The organism is Acidimicrobiia bacterium, from assembly GCA_009694375.1.
In the GTDB taxonomy this organism is placed as follows: domain Bacteria; phylum Actinomycetota; class Acidimicrobiia; order Acidimicrobiales; family VFJN01; genus VFJN01.
In genome coordinates this window covers 34,424-49,237 of the sequence record SHVB01000013.1, presented here as the reverse complement: position 1 = coordinate 49,237, position 14,814 = coordinate 34,424, and the positions used below count along the sequence as shown (strand labels likewise).

Annotated in this window: 12 protein-coding genes; 9 read left to right on the top strand and 3 right to left on the bottom strand. The window is 66.9% G+C overall.

Annotated features, from left to right (window positions below; translation table 11 throughout):
* Positions 1–77 precede the first annotated feature (77 nt).
* Both EXQ71_09005 and EXQ71_09000 read left to right on the top strand, forming a co-directional pair.
* A complete protein-coding gene (locus EXQ71_09005) occupies positions 78–308 on the top strand; it encodes a hypothetical protein (GenBank protein MSO87645.1) in 231 nt (76 codons plus the stop codon).
* Between the two features lie 74 nt (positions 309–382).
* Positions 383–1,762: an FAD-dependent oxidoreductase gene (locus tag EXQ71_09000; GenBank protein MSO87644.1), complete on the top strand. Its 1,380-nt coding sequence runs from the start codon at positions 383–385 to the stop codon at positions 1,760–1,762.
* 162 nt (positions 1,763–1,924) lie between these two features.
* On the opposite strand, the gene EXQ71_08995 is transcribed toward EXQ71_09000, so the two are convergent.
* The gene (locus EXQ71_08995; protein MSO87643.1) at positions 1,925–4,369 is read right to left on the bottom strand and encodes a CoA transferase; all 2,445 of its coding nucleotides are present in this window, start codon (positions 4,367–4,369) and stop codon (positions 1,925–1,927) included.
* Positions 4,370–4,535: 166 nt separating this feature from the next.
* Here EXQ71_08995 and EXQ71_08990 point away from each other — a divergent pair, with 166 nt between their 5' ends.
* From EXQ71_08990 to EXQ71_08970, 5 genes are read left to right on the top strand one after another with little or no spacing between them, the layout of a single operon-like run.
* Positions 4,536–5,165, top strand: a complete 630-nt coding sequence (locus EXQ71_08990; protein MSO87642.1) for a TetR/AcrR family transcriptional regulator — start codon at positions 4,536–4,538, stop codon at positions 5,163–5,165.
* Positions 5,162–6,955, top strand: coding sequence for an NAD(P)/FAD-dependent oxidoreductase (locus tag EXQ71_08985; GenBank protein MSO87641.1), 1,794 nt, complete (start codon positions 5,162–5,164; stop codon positions 6,953–6,955). Before EXQ71_08990 ends, EXQ71_08985 begins: the two co-directional genes overlap by 4 nt.
* Complete coding sequence (locus tag EXQ71_08980; protein MSO87640.1) at positions 6,952–7,416, top strand: hypothetical protein; 465 nt, start codon at positions 6,952–6,954, stop codon at positions 7,414–7,416. Before EXQ71_08985 ends, EXQ71_08980 begins: the two co-directional genes overlap by 4 nt.
* A 2-nt stretch (positions 7,417–7,418) precedes the next feature.
* A complete protein-coding gene (locus EXQ71_08975; GenBank protein MSO87639.1) occupies positions 7,419–8,594 on the top strand; it encodes an acyl-CoA dehydrogenase in 1,176 nt (391 codons plus the stop codon).
* The gene (locus tag EXQ71_08970) at positions 8,521–9,723 is read left to right on the top strand and encodes an acyl-CoA dehydrogenase (GenBank protein MSO87638.1); all 1,203 of its coding nucleotides are present in this window, start codon (positions 8,521–8,523) and stop codon (positions 9,721–9,723) included. The genes EXQ71_08975 and EXQ71_08970 overlap by 74 nt, the downstream gene beginning before the upstream one ends.
* A 61-nt stretch (positions 9,724–9,784) precedes the next feature.
* On the opposite strand, the gene EXQ71_08965 is transcribed toward EXQ71_08970, so the two are convergent.
* The gene (locus EXQ71_08965) at positions 9,785–10,945 is read right to left on the bottom strand and encodes a hypothetical protein (GenBank protein ID MSO87637.1); all 1,161 of its coding nucleotides are present in this window, start codon (positions 10,943–10,945) and stop codon (positions 9,785–9,787) included.
* Positions 10,946–11,257: 312 nt separating this feature from the next.
* On the opposite strand from EXQ71_08965, the gene EXQ71_08960 reads away from it, so the two are divergent.
* Positions 11,258–11,917, top strand: a complete 660-nt coding sequence (locus EXQ71_08960; GenBank protein ID MSO87636.1) for a phosphatase PAP2 family protein — start codon at positions 11,258–11,260, stop codon at positions 11,915–11,917.
* A gap of 87 nt (positions 11,918–12,004) precedes the next feature.
* Here EXQ71_08960 and EXQ71_08955 read toward each other — a convergent pair whose 3' ends face one another.
* Positions 12,005–13,405 carry a glutamate decarboxylase gene (locus EXQ71_08955; GenBank protein ID MSO87635.1) on the bottom strand — a complete coding sequence of 467 codons (1,401 nt, stop codon included), beginning with the start codon at positions 13,403–13,405 and terminating at the stop codon, positions 12,005–12,007.
* A 217-nt stretch (positions 13,406–13,622) separates the two neighbouring features.
* On the opposite strand from EXQ71_08955, the gene EXQ71_08950 reads away from it, so the two are divergent.
* Entirely contained in the window at positions 13,623–14,807 is a 1,185-nt protein-coding gene (locus tag EXQ71_08950) for a cytochrome P450 (protein ID MSO87634.1), read from the top strand.
* The last annotated feature ends 7 nt before the right edge of the window (positions 14,808–14,814 follow it).

The following is a 14,814-nucleotide window of genomic DNA, read 5'->3' as shown; positions in this document are numbered from 1 at the left end:
AGCGTTAGCAGCCGTGCCGGGGCCGGATCGACACCCCCGCCAGGCGGAACTCGCGGGCCAGAGTCCTGGCGCCGACATTGAACTTCTTCGCTACGACCGGCGAGCGAAGCGCCCTGCGCGTATCGTGTCGCCGCCTTGGCAACCGAGTCGTCGGTCATCTTGCGGGCTACGCGCCGCCGTTGAATGCCTGCTCGATCCAGGTGGGTGATGATCGTGATCCGGTTCACCTTGTGCTGACGAGCGAGGGCATCGAGCGGCGCACCCTCGCAGTAGAGGTGGCACAGCTCACCGATCTCAGCCGCCGATAGCCTGCGTTGGACAGGGTTTGAAAGCCGTCCCCCCTGCGCCCACCAAATCGTTGGTTGTATGGCAGCATGACGCCATGCCACGGCGGGTCCTCGGGACGATCACCGAACCGGCCCGAACGGTCGACGTCATCCACGACACCGACGTGCTGGTGGTGGGGTCGGGCCCGGCGGGTCTGGCCGCCGCGCTGGCCGCCGCGCGAGCCGGAGTGCAGGTGACGCTGCTGGAGCGCTTCGGATGCTTCGGAGGCAATATCACGGCGGTCGGGGTGGAGGGTATGGCCTGGTATCGCCACGAGGAGACCGTTGAGGCGAACGGCATCGGTCGCGAGTTCGAGACCCGCGCGCACGAGATGGGAGCCGCGGTGGCGGAAAGCCAGTCGCTGTCCTTCGAGCTCGATGCCGAGGGCTTCAAGGTGGTGGCCGATCGCCTCGTGGAGGAGGCGGGCATCGAGGGGATGCTCCATCGCACGTTCGTGGCCCCGCTCGTTTCGGGCGACGAGGTTGTGGGGGTCATCACGGAATCCAAGGCCGGTCGCGAGGCGATTCGGGCCCGGCGCGTCATCGACGCGTCGGGCGACGCCGACGTTGCTCATCGAGCGGGGGCGCTGACCCACCTCACGCCTCGCGAGGAGATGATGGCCACCTCGGTGATGTTCCACCTGGTGGGTGTCGACCCGAGGAAGTTCATGGACGGAGTGCGGGACGATCCTCAGACCTATGGCGATTGGTCGGGGGGAGGGGAGTGGGTTATCGAGACCGACGACAAGGAAGACGCTCTGTTCTCGCCGTTCTTGCAGAAGCCCTTCCGCAGGGCCATCGAGGAGGGCATCATCCCGTCCGATCTCACTACGCTGGCGGGCACCTGGGGGGCGCTTCACGAGACGGGCGAACTCACCTACATGAACATCGTGCACCTCAACGGCCTCGACGGCACCGACCCTGACGATCTGGCTCGCGGTGAGATCGAAGGTCGACGGCAGGCGATGCACGCCATCGACGCGCTGCGCGCCTTCACTCCGGGGTGCTCCGGTGCCCGCCTCCGCAATTTCGGCATGACGTTGGGCATCCGCGACACCCGCAAGATCGACGCCGAGTACAACCTCACCGAGGCCGATGTGCGGAACCAGGCACACTTCGAAGACTCGATCGGCATCTACCCGGAGTTCATTGACGGCTACGGCGTGCTGGTCCTCCCCACGACCGGTCGCTACTTCCAGATCCCGTTCCGAAACCTCATCCCGAAGGGGGTCGGCAACCTTCTGGTGGCCGGTCGATCATCGGGCGGCGACCGCATCTCACACGCCGCCACGCGAAACATGTCCTGCTGCGCCGTCCTCGGCCAGGGGGCGGGCATCGCAGCCGCCTGCTCGCTGCACGCGGGCGTGGAGGTCGCAGAGGCGCCCATCCACGAGGTGCAGCGCGAGCTCGATCGTCAGGGAGTCCGCTACCGCTGAACGCACGGTCGCCCGCCACCGTCGGTGCTACGGCAACGGCCTGGGTGCCTGGGAGAGGGTCTCACCACGGTTGGTCTGGTCAGGGGCCCGATCTCGTGGTCGATCGCTGGCGCCGGTTTGGTGGTGCCAGCGGGCACGGCGGTACAGAGACCACCTGGTTCGCTATCGCTCGACCGGGTGCTGGGCGATCACCGAGCTCGCCTCGAGGGCATCGATCTCTTCGGTTGAGAGGCCGAGGAAATCCCGCAGAACGGTGCCGTTGTCGCGCCCCAGGGTGGGGGCCGGGCGGCGCAGCCATTGGTCCACGCCGCTCATGCGGAACGGCAGCGAGGGGAGCGGCATCGGCCCCACGACCGGGTGATCGGGGGCTTCGAAGTATCCCCGGGCTTCCATCTGTGGGTTGGCCTCAAGGACACGCGACGCGTCCACCACCGCCGACGCGGTCACTCCGACGGCCCGGAGCGCAGCCGCCGCGTCCACCGCCCGGTGGTGAGCCGTCCAGCGCCCCAGGTGTTCGTCGATGAGATCATGCTGGAGGCGTCGGCCTTCGCGCGTGTCGAGGGCAGCATCGAGCGCCCAGGCGGGATCACCGAGCGCGGCGCGGAGCGCCCGCCACTGCCGGTCGTCGCCGACAGAGATGGCCACCCACGAATCGACGGCGACAACCCCAGGCACGCAGGGGTAGAGGCCCTGGGGGGCCGCCAACGCCGAGCGGTTTCCCTCCCGCTGCATCCGGCGGCCGTATGCCGTCCACTCGAGCACTTGTTCAGCGGCAATGTTCAGGCTCGTCTCGGACAGCGGGCTCTCGACCAGGTGGCCGCGACCCGTTCGGTCCCGATCGGCCAGGGCTACCACGACGGCCAGAGCGGCGTGCATGCCGGCCACCGGGTCACACGGTCCTCGTGGGATGCGCGGCTGGTCGGATGGGAATCCGGTGATCCAGGCCAGGCCGGAGAACTGCTCGACGGTCTGCGCGAACCCGGGGCGATCCCGCCACGCTCCGGTGAGGCCGAAGGCGGGCATCCGGGCCAGGATCGCCCGGGGATTGATCTGTCGCACGAGGTCCCAGGTGAGCCCGAACTCGTCGAGGACCCGGGGGGTGAAGTTCTCCACCACCACGTCGCAGTGAGCGATCATCCGCTGCAGCAGCGCGAAGCCGGTGGGATCGCCGAGATCGAGGGTCAACCCGGACTTGTTGGTGTTCACCTGAAGGAAGTGGGGGCTGGCCTCCCAGTGCTGCTCGTAGCTACCGACCATCATCACGCCGATCCCCCGCATCCCGTCGGGTCGGCGGGCCGACTCCACATGGATCACCTCGGCCCCGAGGCTGGCCAGGAGTTGGGTGCACGAGGGTCCCGCGAACCAGGCCGTCAGGTCCAGGATGCGCAGGCCCCGCAGCGGGAGGTCATCCGGGCCGGCGCCGGCCGACAGCGACGGGCCCGGCTCGGCTCGCGGAGGAAAACGTGGAGTGTCGCCGCTCTCATCGAGGCTGGGGGCCGGGGATGGGGGCGGCGGATCGGCGTCATCGACGCGCCAGGGCCGGCGCGGTTGGCGGAAGCGGTTGGACGCATCGGCCACAAAGACACCGCGGTCGATGTTGTGCGGGTGGGCCAGCACCGCTTCGGCGTCGCCGACGGGGGCCACGGGGATCCGAAGGGCGGCGGCGGCGTCGACGATGGCATCGGTGCGGTGGCCCGAGCACCAGTCGCTGACGAGTCCGGTCCACTCCTCGAAGCGGACCATCCGCCCGAAGACCGAGGCCAGTTCCTCATCGCCCACGAGATCCTGGCGTTCGATGAGGAGCAGAAAGGCCTCGAATTGTTTGCGAGCGTTCGTGCAGAAGCCCACCCACCCGTCGGCGGTCGCCTCGATCGACGGGGTCTCCACCGTGGGGGCCAAGAAGGCGTGCTCGGCCCGCCCGGGGCCGCCGTTGAGGAGGCGGTTCATAGTGTCGGAGAAGTTGGTGAAGACCATGTTGGCTGTCTCGAGCATCGACAGGTCGAGGTGGCAGCCCCGTCCGGTGGCCTGAGCGTGGAGGGCGGCGGGGACCACGGCGGCGGCGGCGTACACGCCCGAGGACCATTCGGTGATACGACCGCCGGCCTGGAACGGCGAGCCGCCCCGGAGGCCGCGGATGCCGAGCGATCCCGACTCGGCCTGGAGGGTGAACTCCGAGGCCGCTCGGTTCGCCCAGGGTCCGGTGAGGCCGTACGGGGTGATGGAGGCCACCACCAGTTCGGGCCGTTCCCGACGTAGCCGCTCAACGTCGAGCCGTTCGCCGGCATCGCCGCTGAGCCCGTGGGCCTCGATGACCACGTCTGCCTCGGCCACCAGGCCGGCGATGGCGTCGTCGTCGATGGTGCCGACGACGGACTGCTTGCCGGCGTTTAGGAATCGGAAGAGCGCCGAGTCTTCGTCGTGGAGGTCGGCGCCGGTGGACGACCAGGTCCGCATCGGATCGCCGCCAACCGGCTCCACCTTGATGACCGTGGCGCCGGCGTCCACGAGCAGCTTGGAGCAGTAAGGGCCACCGATCTGGGTGGAGAAGTCCAGGATCCGGAGCCCTCGAAGGCCCACGAACGGACCCGGTTCGGCGCCGGTCACCACCGCCGCACCGTGGGTTCCTTGACCGCCACGAGGGTTGGATTGTCGACGGTCAGCGCCCGATAGTGCGGGTCTCCGAGGATCTCGATCTCGGTGGTGGACAGGATGGTCCACGCATCGGCCATGGCGCGATCTTGATCGAAACTGAATCTTGAATCAAGATCTGACCATGGCGGCCCTGCCCTTCACGGACGGCGCTGGGGTGCACCGTGCGGAGGGGGGCTACGCCAAGTCTGCCGACACCCGAGCCCGCCTGTTGACTGCCGCGCTGGCCGAGGCCTCCGAGCGGGGGTTCATGAACACCTCGGTGGCCCGGATCGCCGATCGCGCCGACCTGGCGGTCGGCAGCGTCCACTACCACTTCGGTTCCCGGGGAGATCTGCTGCGCGAGCTCATGCAGGAGCTGATGCTCGACCTGTCGGACCGGTTGGCGGGGTTGGTCCTGCCGGACGGCGCGGACTTCTTCGATCGCAGCCGAGCGGAACTGCTGGCCTTCGTCGAATACCTGCGGCGCAATCCCGCCCACGTGCGCCTCGCCGACGAGATCAAGCTGCTCGAGCCCGACTTGTACCGGGACGGGATGTCGGCCTGGGTCGATGAGTTGGGCGACCGCATCCGTGCCGGCATCGCCGACGGGGTCATCCGGGAGATGGACGACCTCGAGGTCGATGCCCAAGCCCACTTCCTGTTGGGCGCTCGCCACTTCCTCGAGGAGTTGCTCCACGGGGGCGACGCCTCCAGGGACGCAGCGGTCGTCGAGGCCTACCTCGGTCTGATCCGACACGGTCTGAGCCGGTGAGCGCCGAGGACCTCGCGTTCGACCCCGATGCACTGCGTCGTCGTTACCTCGAGGAGCGCGAGCGTCGCCTTCGCCCCGAGGGCATCGAGCAGTACGTCTGGGTGGAGGGCGACCGCGCCGGGTTCGCTGATGACATCTACGTGCAGGAACCGATCGAGCGTCCGCCGCTCACCGACGAGGTCGACGTGGCCCTCATCGGCGCCGGATTCGGTGGCCTGCTGCTGGGGGCCCACCTCCGCAAGCTCGGCGTCGAGTCCATCCGGTTGATCGATAAGGCCGCCGACGTGGGCGGCACGTGGTACTTCAACCGCTACCCCGGGGTGGCCTGCGACATTGAGTCCTACGTCTACCTGCCGTTGCTCGAGGATCTGGGCTACGTCCCCACCGAGAAGTACGCGAACGGCGCGGAGATCTTCGCCCACGCTCGTCGCATCGCCGAGGCCTACGACCTGTACCGCGACGCGTGCCTCCAGACGACGGTGACGGGCCTGCGCTGGGACGAGTCCGCCCGGCGTTGGATCATCGAGACCGATCGGGGTGACGCCATGCGAGCCCGTTTCGTGTGCTTGGCCAACGGTTTTTTCCAGAAGCCCAAATTGCCCGGCGTCGCCGGCATCGACACCTTCGCCGGGCGGGCCTTCCACACCAGCCGCTGGGACTACGGCTATACGGGCGGCGATGCCTCCGGGAACCTCACCGGCCTGGCCCGTAAGCGGGTGGGGATCATCGGCACCGGTGCCTCGGCGGTGCAGTGCATTCCCCACCTCGCCGAGAGCGCCGAACACCTCTACGTCTTCCAGCGGACCCCATCGTCGGTCGACGTGCGAGCCAATCGCCCGACCGACCCGGCGTGGGCCGAGGCGTTGCGGCCGGGCTGGCAGCGCGAGCGGATCGACAATTTCCAGACCCTCACCGCCGGGGGTTTCGTGGAGGAAGACCTGGTCGGCGACGGCTGGACCGACATCCTCACCAAACTCCTGGCCATCATCACCGCTGATGACGATCCCGACCTATCACCGGAGGCGATCGACCGTGCCGTGGAGACCGCCGACTTCGTGAAGATGGAGGAGATCCGAGCGCGCGTCGATGCTCTGGTCAAGGACCCGGAAATCGCCGAGGCCCTGAAGCCCTGGTATCGCCAGTTCTGCAAGCGCCCCTGCTTCCATGACGGCTACCTGCCGACGTACAACCGGCCCGACGTGACCTTGGTAGACACCCAGGGTCACGGTGTCGACCAGATCACCGAGACGGCCGTGGTGGTGGGCGGTGTCGAATACGAACTGGACTGCCTGATCCTGGCCACCGGCTTCGAGATGGGCACCGACTACTCGAAGCGCGCCGGGTTCCCGATCGTGGGCGTCGACGGCCTGAGCCTGAGCGAGGCGTGGGCCGACGGCGTGCGAACGTTCCACGGGCTGTACCTCGAAGGGTTTCCGAACCTCACCATGGTGTCCATCGCGCAGTCGGGTTTCACCACGAACTTCGTCTACCTCCTCGAGATCCAGGCCCGTCACGGCGCCTGGACCATCGCCACCGCCCTCAAGCGAGACATCGAACGCATCGAGGCGTCGCCCCAGGCGGTCGCCGACTGGGTCGAAGCGGTCCTGGAGCGCAGCGGCCGGACCGCCGAGTTCTCGGCCAACTGCACCCCCGGCTTCTACAACAATGAGGGGCAGGTCGAACGTAAGACCCTGCAGGCCGGGTTCTACTTCGGCGGCCCCACCGAGTACGCAGACATCTTGGAAGCCTGGCGCGCCGATGGCCGCCTCGACGGATTGGAGTGCACGTGAACCAGAGCGCCATCGATCAGGGCCGGTACAAGTGGCGGCACGTTACCGACGAGGACACCACGTCGTTCGTGATCGACCACGACTACACGATTCTGGGCCACGACCTCGCCGCCGGGACGCTCGACATGCTGGTGAGGTGGAAGCCTGGCGGTGGGCACTGCCACATCCACCGTCACACGGCTACGACCACGGTCCTTGTCCTCGAGGGCGAGCAGCACCTCGACGACCTCGCTCCTGACGGCTGCGTGCTGCGGCACCGGGTCCGCAAGGCGGGCGACTACGCGCTCACCGGGGAGGAATCGCTTCCCCACCTCGAGACCGGCGGCCCCGAAGGCGGCCTGGTCTTCTTTGGCTGCCACTCGGATCGGGGCACCCTCTACGAGATCCTCGACGAGCACATGAACCCGATGATCGAAGTGACCATGGAGTTGTTGATCGAGGACTGGAAGGCGAACACCTGAGCATGCAGCTAGAGCTCACCGCCGACCAGCTGGCCTTTCGCGCCGGACTCCGCAGCTACCTCTCGGAAATGATGACGCCCGCGCTTCGCGCCGAACTGAATATCGACTTGGAGGGCGGGGGGCCCGAGTTTCGTGCCGCCATGGCAGGGATGGGCGCGGCTGGACTGCTCGGGCAGAGCTGGCCGATCCGGTTCGGCGGTCGGGAGAGCTCCGCGATCGAGCAGTTCATCTTCGCTGACGAGGTCCAGGCGGTGGGGTTCCCCCTGCCCTTCCTCACCTTGAACACCGTTGGCCCCACGCTCATGGACTACGGCACCGAGGCTCAGCAGGAGTTCTTCTGCCCGCGCATCATGGCCGGCGAGCTGTTCTTCGCCATTGGCTACTCCGAGCCCGATGCCGGCACCGATCTGGCGGGCCTCACCACGAAAGCGGTGCGCGACGGCGACGAATGGGTGATCAACGGCCAGAAGATGTGGACGAGCCTCGCCAGCTACGCCGACTACGTCTGGCTGGCGGCTCGCACCGATCCTGATGTCGACAAACACGCCGGGCTGTCCATCTTCATGGTCCCCACTTCGGCGCCGGGGTTCTCCTACCAGCCGGTCCACACCGTGGGCGGTGTCACCACCAGCGCCACGTTCTACGACGACGTTCGGGTGCCGGGCGATCATCTCATCGGCGGGGAGAACAACGGCTGGAAGCTCATCGTCGGCCAGTTGAATCGGGAGCGGATCTCGCTCATGACGGTCGGTCGGCTCCAGCGCCTGACCGCCGATGTGACCGACTGGGCTCGCCACACCGTGGTGGACGGTCGGCCGGTCATCGAGGTGGCCTGGGTGCAGCACAACCTGGCTCGGGTGTACGCGAAGGCGCAGGCCCTGCGCCTCATGAACTGGAAGCAGGCGTGGGCGGCCGACCGGGGTCGCCCCGACATGGCCGAGTCCTCCGCCATCAAGGTCTTCGGCAGCGAGTTCAACCTCGAAGCCGCCCAAGCGCTCCTCGAGGTGATCGGCGTCGCCGGGCTGCTGGACGAGGGAAGCCCGGGATCGGTGGTCGAAGGCAGGGTTCGCTCCGCCTACCTCAACGGCCTGATCCTGACCTTCGGTGCGGGCACGAACGAGATCCAACGGGACATCATCGCCATGGCTGGCCTCGGTCTGCCCCACTACAAGGACTGAGGCCGTGGACTTCACCTTTACTGAGGAGGAGCAGGAGGTTGGTGCGCTTGTTCGCACCATCCTTGGCGACCTCGTAACCGTCGAGCGCCTGCGGGAGATCGAGGCGACCCCCGGTGGGTGGGACGAGCGGGCCTGGCGGGCGCTGGCCACCGCCGATCTTCTCGGCGTGGGCATCGGGGAGGCAGACGGAGGCTCGGGTTTGGGGTTCCTGGCGCTGTGCCGGGTGCTCCAGGAAGTGGGCCGCCATGTGGCGGTGGTGCCGGCGCAGGCCACGTTGGCCTTGGGGGCGTTGGTCCTTTCCGAGTTCGGAAGCGGGCCCGAACGGACGTGGCTCGCCGAGGTGGTTGCCGGTGACCGCCTGCTCAGCGTCGCTCTCGAAGATGGCGGTGCGGCAGACCCCTTGGCACCGTCCACGCGTGCCGCTCGCCACGGCGCGTCCGTTCGACTGACCGGCGTGCGGGTCAACGTCGCTTACGCCGAGCAGGCCTCGCACATCCTCGTTCCGGCCCGCTGCGACGATGGCACGATCGGGCTGTTCTGGGTGGAGCCGACCGCCGCGGGGGTCGACGTTGTGCAACAACGCACGCCTGATGGCCAACCGCGCTCGCGCCTCGAGCTGGCGGGCGCGGAACCCAGTGCAAGGCTCGACACCGACGGGCATGGTGGCGAGGTGCTCCGCTGGTTGAGCGAGCGGGCCACGGTCGCGATCTGCGCCACACAGCTTGGGGTGATCGAGCGGGCGCTGGAGATGACCGCCGCCTACGTGCGCGAACGGGTCCAGTTCGACCGCCCGATCGGAAGTTTCCAAGCCGTTCACCAGCGGGCGGCCGATGCGTACATCGCGGCGGAGACGATCCGCATGACCACATGGGAGGCCGCCTGGCGGCTGTCGTCCGGGCGACCGGCCACCGAGCACGTCCTGGTGGCCAAGTACCTGGCCGCCGAGGCCGGGCAGTCCGCATCGTTCGCGTGCCAGCACCTCCACGGCGGCATCGGCATCGACACCGACTACCCGCTCCACCGCTACTTCCGATGGGCGATGCAGCTAGAGCACGAGCTCGGCTCGGCCCGGCACCAACTCGATCGGCTTGGACACCTGATCGCCACTGGTGACCTACGCCCCCACTGAGCCCGCAGCCCGGAGGAGATCGAGTAACCGACATCAACGCCGGGTGTTCTGGTTCGCTCGGCTAGGTGTCGACCGAGATGACTATCCGCAGTTCGAGCGACATGCGGATCACCCGGTTACGGGCGGCCCGCGACCTTGTCAGCCATTCCTCGGCCCGCCGCCCGCACACCGCCGCGGGATCGCGGCGCGCTTCGTCGACCAAGGCGGCCATGGCGGCGATGGCGGCCCGCAACGCCGAGGGCACGTCCGTCGGGAGCGCCGGTGTGACCAGCGAGACCGCCTCGTCGAGCGCCGCGACATCACCGGCCGTGACCGCAGCCTCGGCATCTTCCAACCAGTGGTACCACTGCTCGGCGACGTCCTCCCCCGGCAGGATGCACGCCCCATGCGGCGTGCTCAACGTGTTGAACACGTAGGCGCTCTGGTGGTCCATGTCGGAGCGGAGGTACCAGCGCTGGTCCGGATCGTGAAGCAGTGTCCAGATGTCGTTGATCACCATGTCCCCGTCGCGCTCGAGGAAGGACTGGGTGCCGAGCCCGAAGCGCAGCTGGTGGCGGCGCCGATCGACGCTGCGCCCGTCGGCCAGCGCCAGCGGCTGGGTGATCTGCTGCAGTGGGATCCACAGGTTGACCAGCATGAGTCCGACGTCGTGGTTCTTCCCGTCAGGTGAGTCGTGGCGGAACAGCTGCGGTGCCCGACCGTCCATGACCTGTGTCAGGGGTGTGCCGTACACGTCCTGGTCGATGTGTACCGAGGTGGCCGAGCCGTGGTCGTTTATGCCCGTAGAGCGCGTCCCGACGACGGGCATCCCGTTCGGGCCGCTCTTTCGCATGATGAAGCCCTCGCTGGCCACGTGTCTCACCGTGAGGGTGTGGCCGCTGAAGGTTCGCAGGACGGTGCCCTCCAGCGCCGAGCGGATCATCGCGGCCTCATCGTCGGAGATGTGGCCGGCCGCCGCCACGCGGGCGAACGTGCTCTGAAGGGTGTCGATGCCCGACAGATCTACCCTGTCGAAGCCGAAGTCGAGCAGGTCGGGCTGGACGGCATCGTCCCGACACGAGTCTGTTGCTGGACACTCGTGCCGCTCGATGCTCCCGCAACCATAGGGAGCCGCCGCACGCGGGCCGGCCCGCAAAAGCCCGGGGTGATCGGTGTCGGGCACGGCCAACGAGGCGGGCAAGAAGCCGAGCGTCACTGCCACCGTCGTGTCCGTGAGAGCCATCGGCCTCCGATCCTACGCATGTCGGATCGCGGGCGCAGAGCGAGACCATCTGGGCCCGTGGCTCAGTACTGCGCCATCGCCACGGCCCGTGCCCCGCTTCGCCCCGATTATCGGGCGGTTACCGCGCCGACCGACCATCGGCTCCAGCGAGGCCTGACGTTCATGGTTCGCGAGTAGCCTGCGCACCGTCAGTCGGCCCTCCCGGAGTTGTTCGTGTCTCTGGGCGAGGCGGCACCACGGTGACGTCCCACCCCGACGGGTGAGCATAAACACCATCGGCTGATCAGCCCGAGCGAAGGTGGATGAAACCCAATGAGTGACACCCACCCCACCCCGACGTCCCCCCGGGTCGACGCGTTGTTCGTTCAACCATTCGCTCACCCCGTGGCGATCAGCGCGATGGCGGGGGTCGGTCTGGTGGTTTCCTACCTGGTGGCCGCTCGCGATCCGATCGCCTCGTGGGAGATCGAGGTCACCCGCTGGCTCAACCAGGCGCCCCCGCTCGTTGCCGAAGGCCTGTGGCCCGTGATGCAGTTGGGAAGTTTGGTGGGGCCGGTCATGGTGGGAGGAGCCATCCTGATATTCCGACGGGATCGTGTCGTGGCGTGCCTCGCAGTCGCCATCGGTGGCGCCGCCTGGTTAGCGGTCCATGGCGTCAAGGAACTCGTCGCCCGGGGTCGTCCCCAGGTGTTTATGCCCGACATTGTTCTTCCGGGTGGGGACGCCACCGGGTTCGGCTATCTCTCCGGTCACGCCGCCGTGGCAGCCGCTATCGCGGTGGTCGGCATGGCAGTGCTTCCGGTGCGGGCCCGGCCGGTCGCCCTCGTGCTCGTCGCGCTGGTGGGGATCGCCCGGATTGTCTATGGCCTCCACTTTCCGGCTGATGTCATCGGGGGATGGTCCTTTGGCACCCTGCTGGGATTACTGGTGGTTACTTTGCTTGGCGATTGGCACCGAGCCCGTGACGCCTGAGGGGCGAGTGCTCACATCCGGGCATTGGCCGGGTGTGAGCACCACCACCGGGAACACCCGGTTCGGTGGGGGCCGGGGCCGGCTGGATCAGAGATGGTTGAAGCCAGCGGATTCCTCCTTGCTCATCGGCACTGAGATGGGGTGCCGACCGAGGTGGGCAAGGGCCGCGCGGAAATCGTCCATGAGTAGGCTGGCCAGGTCTCGGCTCACGTCCTGGCGCACCAGGATACGTTGCACGGCGATGTGCGAGGCATCGCCGGTGAGCGTGTAGGCGGGCACCTGCCAGCCTTTGATGCGCAAACGGTCGGCCAGGTCGTAGAGGGTGAAGCCGAGGTCAACCCCTTCCGGGATGCGCCAGGTGACACAGGGAATGCCGGTGGTGGAATCGCTGTCGTGGAGCAGTTCGAAGATCCCCATTTGGGTGATCTCCTCCGCCAGATATTTTCCGGTGGCGTAGGTGGCGTCGTGCACCCGCCGGTAGCCGTCGCGTCCGAGCCTCAGGAAGTCGTAGTACTGGGCCACGATCTGACCGGCCGGCCGGGAGAAGTTGATCTGGAAGACCGGCATGTCGCCACCGAGGTAGTTCACATGAAAAATCAGGTCATCGGGGAGTTCGGAGCTGTCACGGAAGACCACCCACCCAACCCCGAGCGGCGCAAGACCGAACTTGTGGCCTGATGCGCTGATCGACTTCACCCGCGGTAATCGGAAGTCCCACTCCATGTGTGGGGCGCAGAACGGGGCGAGGAATCCGCCGCTGGCGGCATCGACGTGGATGTCGACGTCGAGCCCGCTGTCGATCTGCAGTTGATCGAGAACATCCGCAATGGGTTTCACCATCTCATAGACACCGGTGTAGGTGAGTCCCAGGGTGGGCACCACCATGATGGTGTTTTCGTCCACTCGGTCCAGCACGTCTTGTGGAGTCATGAAGTACTGGCCGGGGGCCATGGGCACCTCGCGCATTTCGATATCCCAATACTTGGCGAACTTGTGCCACACGACCTGTACTGCACCACACACCATGTTGGGTCGGTCGGTGGGTCGGCCGGCGGCGGCTTGGCGGGCTCGCCAGCGCCACTTGGCGGCCATGCCGCCCAACATGCATGCCTCCGAAGATCCGATGCAGGAGGTGCCGACGGTGTTGGCGGCATCGGGGGCGTTCCAGAGATCCGCCATCATGTGGGTGGCCCGCCGCTCAATCTCGGCGGTCTGCGGGTACTCATCGCGGTCGATCATGTTCTTGTTGATCGCCAACTCCATGAGTTTGGTGACCTGCGGTTCCTCCCATGTCTGACAGAACGTGGCCAGGTTCTGGCGGGCGTTGCCGTCGAGCATGATCTCATCGGCGATCACCTGATAGGCGTGGTCGGGGTCAATCTCCCGGTCGGGAAAGCGATACTTGGGCAGGGCCGTGGAGAGGTCTTGGCCGGCAAACACACTGGCGTTGAGTTCGTCGCGAATCGTGTTTCGGGCGTGTAGCGCCATATCTGGGTCTCGGGCTTCTGTGAGAGGTTTGGGTAGGGGGACTCCCAGTATGCCGGGCCTACGCCGCCCGAGGATTGCCCCGTTCCGGCCCCGCGTGGGGGTCGGAGCGGATCGGCGTTTCCGCCGCCCGGCGGGGGCTCGCCGTGGCCCCGGATTCTTTCCTGTAATCGGCTGTTCGCAATCGGGTTGATCCGGTCCGGTATGCGAGAATCGCCGGATGGCTGACCATCCCACGCGCCCGGAGATCGACCTACTGGCGGGGGAGTTCTACGCCAGCGACCCCCACGACCTTTACCGCTGGATGCGGACCAACGCTCCCGTGTATTTCGACGAAGCCAATGGCGTTTGGGGGATTGCCTGCTACCGGGACCTGAAGGTCGTGGAGCGCAACCCGAATACGTTTTCGAGCGCCGGTGGGGCGGTCCCGGGTATGGGCCCGATGCCGATGATGATCGACATGGACGATCCCGATCATGCCCGTCGCCGGAAGTTGGTGAGCAAGGGATTCACGCCCCGTCGGGTTCGGGACCTCGAAGCCAAGATTCGTGCCGTGTGCGACGAGATCATCGATGCGGTATACGAGAAGGGGTCATGCGACTTGGTACGCGACATCGCCGCCCCACTGCCGATGGTCATGATCGGTGATGCGCTCGGCGTGGCTCCTGAGGACCGGGCTGATCTGCTCACCTGGAGCGACGACATGGTTTCCGCCCAGTCCAATAAAGCCACCGACGAGGCCTTGATGGCGGCGGCCACCGCCTTCTTGGAGTACCAGGCCTATGCAACCAAGGTGATCGCCGAGCGACGCACCCGGCCGGTGGACATCGATTTGATGTCCGTGCTGGTCCACGCCGAGGTAGACGGCGACATGCTCGACGACGATGAGTTGATGCAGGAGTCCTTGCTGATCTTGGTCGGAGGCGATGAGACCACCCGTCACGTGGTGAGTGGAGGCATCGCACAGTTGGTGCGCAACCCCGATCAGCGGCAGAAACTTCTCGACCGGCCCGAACTGTTGGGTTCGACGGTGGAGGAGATGCTGCGCTGGGTGACGCCGATCAAAACGATGTCCCGCGTGGCCACCGAGGATACGGAGTTGCGCGGCCAGCAGTTGCGTAAAGGACAGGAGGTGGTGCTGCTCTACCACTCCGCTAATCGTGACGAGGAGATCTTTGATCGCCCGTTTGAGTTCGATATTGAACGCAGTCCTAACGATCACGTTGCCTTTGGGTTTGGCACACACTTCTGCCTCGGCGCCAGCCTGGCCCGGCTCGAGGTGAGTGTGATGACCGAACGGTTGATGGCGCGGATGCCCGACCTGGAACTCGCCGGCCCCACCCCGATGCGTCCCGCGAACTTCATCACCGGCTTCGAATCCATGCCGGTGCGCTGGACCCCCTGAGGTAGTT